The organism is Streptomyces sp. PA03-6a (assembly GCF_033792765.1).
Lineage (GTDB): Bacteria > Actinomycetota > Actinomycetes > Streptomycetales > Streptomycetaceae > Actinacidiphila.
In genome coordinates this window covers 1-5,788 of sequence record NZ_JARAVK010000389.1, presented here as the reverse complement: position 1 = coordinate 5,788, position 5,788 = coordinate 1, and the positions used below count along the sequence as shown (strand labels likewise).

Below are 5,788 nucleotides of genomic sequence, written 5' to 3'. Positions count from 1 at the left end.
CCCCCGCAAACCCCACTCGCCCCCGCCTCACCGGGTCGACGACTGAGCGTAGTCAGGCTGCTCCGACGGCCGCAAGGCGTCGACAACGATCTTCTCCGATCGCGTCACGTCCGCTGTGGCCTGCTCCTTCTCCAAAGTCTGTACCACGCCGCCCGGGATGTTCAGGGCGGGTTCAAGATCCTGTGGATTACCGATGACCTTGAAGCGGTAGGGCGCGCTGACCTTGTGCCCGTCGATCTGCACACCGCCCGACCCCTGGATGAAGTAGGTGTCGGCCACGACCCGCACGTCGTTGATCTGGATCGCCTCCGCTCCCGCGGCGCGCAGCTCCTGCAGCGCGTCGAGCAGCATGTCGGCCTCGACGGCGTCCTGGGGGTCGTTGATCGTCAGCGTGATGCCGGGACCCTCGACGGCGACCGTGCCGGCCAGCACCCCGAGCTGCTCCGCCTTCTGCTCGGTCTGCTTGCGGGCCTCCTCGGCCTGGTCCGAGCTGTTCTCCAGCTCGGTGCGCTGCTCCTCGAGGCGCCGCCGCTCGTCGCCGAGCCGCTGCGAGCGGTTGTCCAGCTCGTCCAGGATGCGCACCAGGTCCTCCTGGCGGGCGCCGCGCAGTGCGCTGGTGTCGCTGGTCGAGCGGACCTGGATGGCCAGGCCCAGACCGAGGACGAACAGCAGCAGCGCGACGATCAACTGCGCCCGGGACACCCGCGGCGGCCACAGTCCCGCCTTGAGGCGCTGCCGGCCGCTCACGCCGGACGCCGTTGCCCGCGGTTCCCCCGATTCCTGCGGCGGCTGCTGCCGACCGTGTGCGGACTGCTCCGCGTCCGACGGCCCGGCAACCGGCACCGGTGGTCCGGCCGCGGGCAGCTCCGGGCGCGCCGCAGGCCGCTCCCGCGCCGGCGGCTCGGCCCCGGCGGGCAGTTCGGGGCGCGGCCGCTCCGGCGTCTGGTCGTTCTCGTCACTCATCGTGCTGTCACGCCCGGAAGACATGGCGGCGGATCGCCGCGGCGTTGGAGAAGATGCGGATGCCGAGGACGACGACGACACCCGTGGAGAGCTGCGCACCCACCCCCAGCTTGTCGCCCAGGAAGACGATCAGCGCGGCCACGACGACGTTGGACAGGAAGGAGACCACGAAGACCTTGTCGTCGAAGATCCCGTCGAGCATGGCCCGCAGACCGCCGAAGACGGCGTCGAGCGCGGCGACCACGGCGATCGGGAGGTAGGGCTCGACCACCGTCGGCACGACGGGGCGGACCACCAGGCCCACCACCACTCCAACGATCAGGCCCAGTACGGCGATCAATTCGTACCCTTCCCATTTCCGGATGCGCTCGACGACGGCCCGGCCGACGGGACCGGGGTCGCGGAGCGGATGATCAGGCTCGGAGCCGCGGGCAGTTCCAGCTTCTCCTTCTCGGAGATGCGCGCGCGGATCCCGTAGTTCTCCTGCAGGACGTGCAGGTACTGCCCGTCCGCACCGTCCTGGAAGGACGTGCTCAGCTTCTGCGGGTCCCCGATCGCCAGGATCGTGTAGGGCGGAACCAGCGGCCGGTTGTCGACCAGTATGGCGTCACCCGCGGCACGGATGGCCGACAACGACGTCAACCGCTGCCCGTTGATGGAGATGGCCTCCGCCCCCGCCGCCCACAGGCCGTTGACCACGCGCTGCATGTCCCGGTCGCGCACCCGGCCGGTGTCGGTGAAGTCACTGGTCGTACGCGGATCGCTGCCGCCGCCCGACGAGGCCTCCTTGGCGTCGTTGACCTCCAGCTCGATGCCCGGCCCCGTGACCGGCGTCGCCCCGGCCAGGAGCGCCACGCGCTCCGCGTCACCGTCGCGGTCGTTGAGCGCCTGACGCTGCTTGGCCGCCACGTCGTCGCGCAGCCCGTCCACGCTCTTCTGCAGCTCGTCGGCGGTACGGGTCTCGGACTCGATGCGGTCGATGAGCTTCTGCCGCTCCTTGGCCAGCGTCGGGGCCGCCACCTGCGTCTGCGCCGCGCCTATCGTGACCACCACGCCGGCCAGCACCAGGCCCAGTGCGAGCACCAGCCGGCCCCGCAGCGTTGCGGGCAGACGGGACGTGCCCGTGGCGCCCCGGCGGGCGGCGGCCTCGGCGTACCCGTCGTCGAGACTGTGCTCCATGACGTTCGTCAGCAGCGACATGGAGGCGTCCGGGCGCCGGGTCACGGCCCTCCCAGGGGCGCTGCTCCGATCGGGGTGCTGCTGCGACATGCCGCACATCGTCGCATGTCCGTGCCACCGACCTCGAACGGACCCCTCCCGACGCGCCGTTCGTCGCGTCGGAAGGGGCCCGTGAACCGGTGCCGGAGCGGGATCAGCGGCCGGCGCTGTCCACGATCGACGACCACTCGTCGAGCAGTGCCTGCGCGGAGGCGTCGTCCGGCCCCTCCGCCCACAGGTGCGTGACCGCCTCGGCCGGGTCGGGCAGCACCATCACCCAGCGCCCGTCCGCCTCGACCACGCGCACGCCGTCGGTGGTGTCGACGTTGCGGTCCCCCGCCTCCTCGACCACCCGGCGCATGACCAGGCCCTTGACCGCCCACGGCGTCGCCAGGTCCCGCTTGAGGACATGGGCACGCGGGATGCGCGCGTCGATCTGGCTCAGGGTGAGCTGGGTACGCGCCACCAGGCCGATCAGCCGCACGAAGGCCGCGGCGCCGTCGAAGACACTGCTGAACTCCGGGATGATGATGCCGCCCTTGCCGTCACCACCGAAGATGGTCGTGTCCTGCCGGCCGACCCGGGTGAGGTCGTCGGGCGAGGTCGTCGTCCAGTCCACCTGCGTCCCGTGGTATGCCGCGACCTGTTCGGCGATGCGGGTCGTCGTCACGGGGAGCGCCACCCGGCCGCTGCGCCGCTCGGCGGCGACCAGGTCGAGCATGACCAGCAGCGCCCGGTCGTCCTCGATGATCTTGCCGCGCTCGTCCACCAGCGACAGCCGCTCCCCGACCGGGTCGAAGCGCACGCCGAAGGCCGCCCGCGAGGACGCCACGATCTCCCCGAGCCGGACCAGGCCCGCACGCCGGCCGTCGGCCGTCTCGGTGGGCCTGGCCTCGTTGAGGCCGGGGTTGATCGTCAGCGAGTCCACCCCGAGCCGGCCGAGGAGGCTGGGCAGGACGAGGCCCGCGCTGCCGTTCGCGGCGTCGACCACGACCTTCAGCCCGGCCTCGGCGATGCCCGAGGTGTCCACGGCCCGCAGCAGCGCGCCCGTGTAGGAGTCGAAGACGCTCGCCGGGAAGTTCAGGTCGCCGATCTCGCCGGGGAACGCACGGCGGTACTCCTGGCGCGCGAACACACGGTCCAGCTTGCGCTGCCCCGCCGCCGACAGGTCGGCGCCGCGTTCGTCGAAGAACATGATGTCCACCGAGTCGGGGATGCCCGGACTCGTGCGGATCATGATGCCGCCGGCGCTGCCGCGCGCGGTCTGCTGCCGCGCCACGGGCATCGGCACGTTCTCCAGGTCCCGCACGTCGATCGCGCTGGCCTGGAGCGCCGAGATCACCGCACGCTTCAGCGCACGGGCACCACGGGAGTGGTCACGGGCGGTGGTGACGGTGGCGCCCTTCTTGAGCGTCGTCGCGTACGCGCCCGCGAGGCGCACGGCGAGCTCCGGGGTGATCTCCACGTTCAGGATGCCGGAGACGCCCCGCGCGCCGAACAGGTTCGCCTGGCCCCTGGACTCCCAGATCACCGACGTGTTCACGAAGGCGCCGGCCTCGATGGTCTTGAACGGGTACACCCGGACGTCGCCCGCGATGATCGACTCCTCGCCGATCAGGCACTCGTCGCCGATGACCGCTCCGTCGTCGATCCGCGCCGCGCGCATGACGTCGGTGTTCTTGCCGATGACGCAGCCGCGCAGGTTGGTCTGCGGCCCGATGTAGACGTTGTCGTGGACGACGGCCTTGTGCAGGAAGGCACCGGACTTCACGACGACGTTGGAGCCGATCACCGTGTGCTCGCGCAGCTCGGCCCCGGCCTCGACCTTGGCGTAGTCACCGACGTACAGGGGACCGCGCAGCGTCGCGTCCGGGTGCACCTCCGCGCCCTCGGCGACCCAGACGCCGGGCGAGATCTCGAAGCCCTCGAGGTCGACGTCGACCTTGCCCTCCAGGACGTCGGCCTGCGCCTTGATGTAGCTCTCGTGGGTGCCGACGTCCTCCCAGTAGCCCTCGGCGATGTAGCCGTAGACGGGCTTGCCTTCCTTCATCAACTGCGGGAAGACGTCACCGGACCAGTCCACCGAGACGTCGGGCTCGACGTAGTCGAAGACCTCCGGCTCCATGACGTAGATGCCGGTGTTCACCGTGTCCGAGAAGACCTGGCCCCAGGTCGGCTTCTCGAGGAAGCGCTCGACCTTGCCCTCCTCGTCGACGATGGTGATCCCGAACTCCAGGGGGTTGGGCACCCGGGTCAGGCAGACCGTGACCAGCGCACCCTTCTCCTTGTGGAAGTTGATCAGCTCGGTCAGGTCGAAATCGGTCAGTGCGTCACCGGAGATCACCAGGAACGAATCGTCCTTGAGTGCGTCCTCGGCGTTCTTGACGCTGCCGGCGGTGCCGAGTGGCTTCTCCTCGTTCGCGTAGGTGAGGTCCATGCCGAGTTCCTCGCCGTCACCGAAGTAGTTCTTGACGAGCGAGGCGAGGAACTGCACGGTCACCACGGTCTCGGTCAGACCGTGCCGCTTGAGCAGCTTGAGCACGTGCTGCATGATCGGCTGATTCACGACCGGCAGCAGCGGCTTGGGCATGCTCGAGGTCATCGGGCGAAGGCGTGTTCCTTCGCCGCCGGCCATCACGACGGCCTTCATGTCGGAAGCGTCCTCCTCAAAGAGACGACTGTCTTGCCGACGTCACCCGTGCTCTCTCTCACGCGGACCGTCGCGGTCCCCCGGACCGCCGGTCACGCGCGGGGTACCCGGCCGGAGGGCTCTCCTGCCGGGTACGCGGGCTCAATCGGCCGTGGCGTCCGCCCTGACGAGTCGGCGGACCTGGACCACGTAGAGGATCCCTGCCCACCAATACAGCGTTGTACCCCATCCGGCGAACGCCCATCCGAAAATAGCAGCGAGCGTGTTCAGCCACCCGTCGCCGTCGCTCAGCAGCAGCAACGGGAAGGCGTACATGAGGTTGAAGGTGGCGGCCTTGCCCATGAAGTTGACCTGCGGCGGACCCCAGCCGTGCCGGCGCATCACCAGGATCATCACGCCCATGACGGCGTCCCGGGCCACCAGGATGGCCGTCAGCCACCACGGTAGGATCCCGCGCCACGTGAGGCCGATGATCGTGGAGACGATGTACAGCCGGTCCGCGGCCGGGTCCAGCACCCTGCCGAGGCTGCTGATCTGGTTCCAGCGGCGCGCGAGCTTCCCGTCCAGGTAGTCGCTGACGCCGCTGAGGGCGAGCACGAGCAGTGCCCAGCCGTCGACCTTCGGGCCGCCGAACTCGGGCCACAGGATGAGCCACAGGAATACGGGCACGCCCAACAGCCGTGCCATGCTCAGGATGTTGGGGATCGTGAAGACGCGATCCGTCTGCACCCTTGTCTCCTGGACCTCCACCGGGGGCCCCTTCTCTTGAACGTACGCTCGGATGATTCCACCCGACCTTACCTCAGGGCATGAAAAAGCCCGCCGCCGGGCCTCAGAAGAGGCTCCGGCGACGGGCTCAATAATTGTTCGGCGGCGTCCTACTCTCCCACAGGGTCCCCCCTGCAGTACCATCGGCGCTGAAAGGCTTAGCTTCCGGGTTCGGAATGTAACCGGGCG

At 69.7% G+C, this 5,788-nt stretch carries 5 protein-coding genes and 1 rRNA gene; all 6 read right to left on the bottom strand.

Annotation, left to right across the window (positions count from 1 at the left end):
• Positions 1 to 27: 27 nt before the first annotated feature.
• Complete coding sequence (locus PV350_RS43745) at positions 28 to 963, bottom strand: DUF881 domain-containing protein (RefSeq protein WP_500338939.1); 936 nt, start codon at positions 961 to 963, stop codon at positions 28 to 30.
• A 7-nt stretch (positions 964 to 970) separates the two neighbouring features.
• A complete protein-coding gene (locus tag PV350_RS43740) occupies positions 971 to 1,303 on the bottom strand; it encodes a small basic family protein (protein WP_003984969.1) in 333 nt (110 codons plus the stop codon).
• A complete protein-coding gene (locus PV350_RS43735) occupies positions 1,300 to 2,241 on the bottom strand; it encodes a DUF881 domain-containing protein (RefSeq protein ID WP_499510569.1) in 942 nt (313 codons plus the stop codon). Before PV350_RS43735 ends, PV350_RS43740 begins: the two co-directional genes overlap by 4 nt.
• A 94-nt stretch (positions 2,242 to 2,335) precedes the next feature.
• Entirely contained in the window at positions 2,336 to 4,831 is a 2,496-nt protein-coding gene (locus PV350_RS43730; RefSeq protein WP_499510570.1) for a sugar phosphate nucleotidyltransferase, read from the bottom strand.
• Between the two features lie 141 nt (positions 4,832 to 4,972).
• Positions 4,973 to 5,581 (bottom strand): cardiolipin synthase ClsA, encoded by a 609-nt coding sequence (clsA, locus tag PV350_RS43725; RefSeq protein ID WP_026250929.1) that lies wholly within the window; start codon positions 5,579 to 5,581, stop codon positions 4,973 to 4,975.
• A gap of 115 nt (positions 5,582 to 5,696) precedes the next feature.
• A 5S ribosomal RNA gene (gene rrf, locus PV350_RS43720) occupies positions 5,697 to 5,788 on the bottom strand; the annotation flags it as partial.

Excerpts from the sequence above, each read along its gene's own strand:
- PV350_RS43745 (WP_500338939.1), bottom strand. The coding sequence starts at position 963 with ATGAGTGACGAGAACGACCAGACGCCGGAGCGGCCGCGCCCCGAACTG.
- PV350_RS43735 (WP_499510569.1), bottom strand. The coding sequence starts at position 2,241 with ATGTGCGGCATGTCGCAGCAGCACCCCGATCGGAGCAGCGCCCCTGGG.
- PV350_RS43730 (WP_499510570.1), bottom strand. The coding sequence starts at position 4,831 with ATGAAGGCCGTCGTGATGGCCGGCGGCGAAGGAACACGCCTTCGCCCG.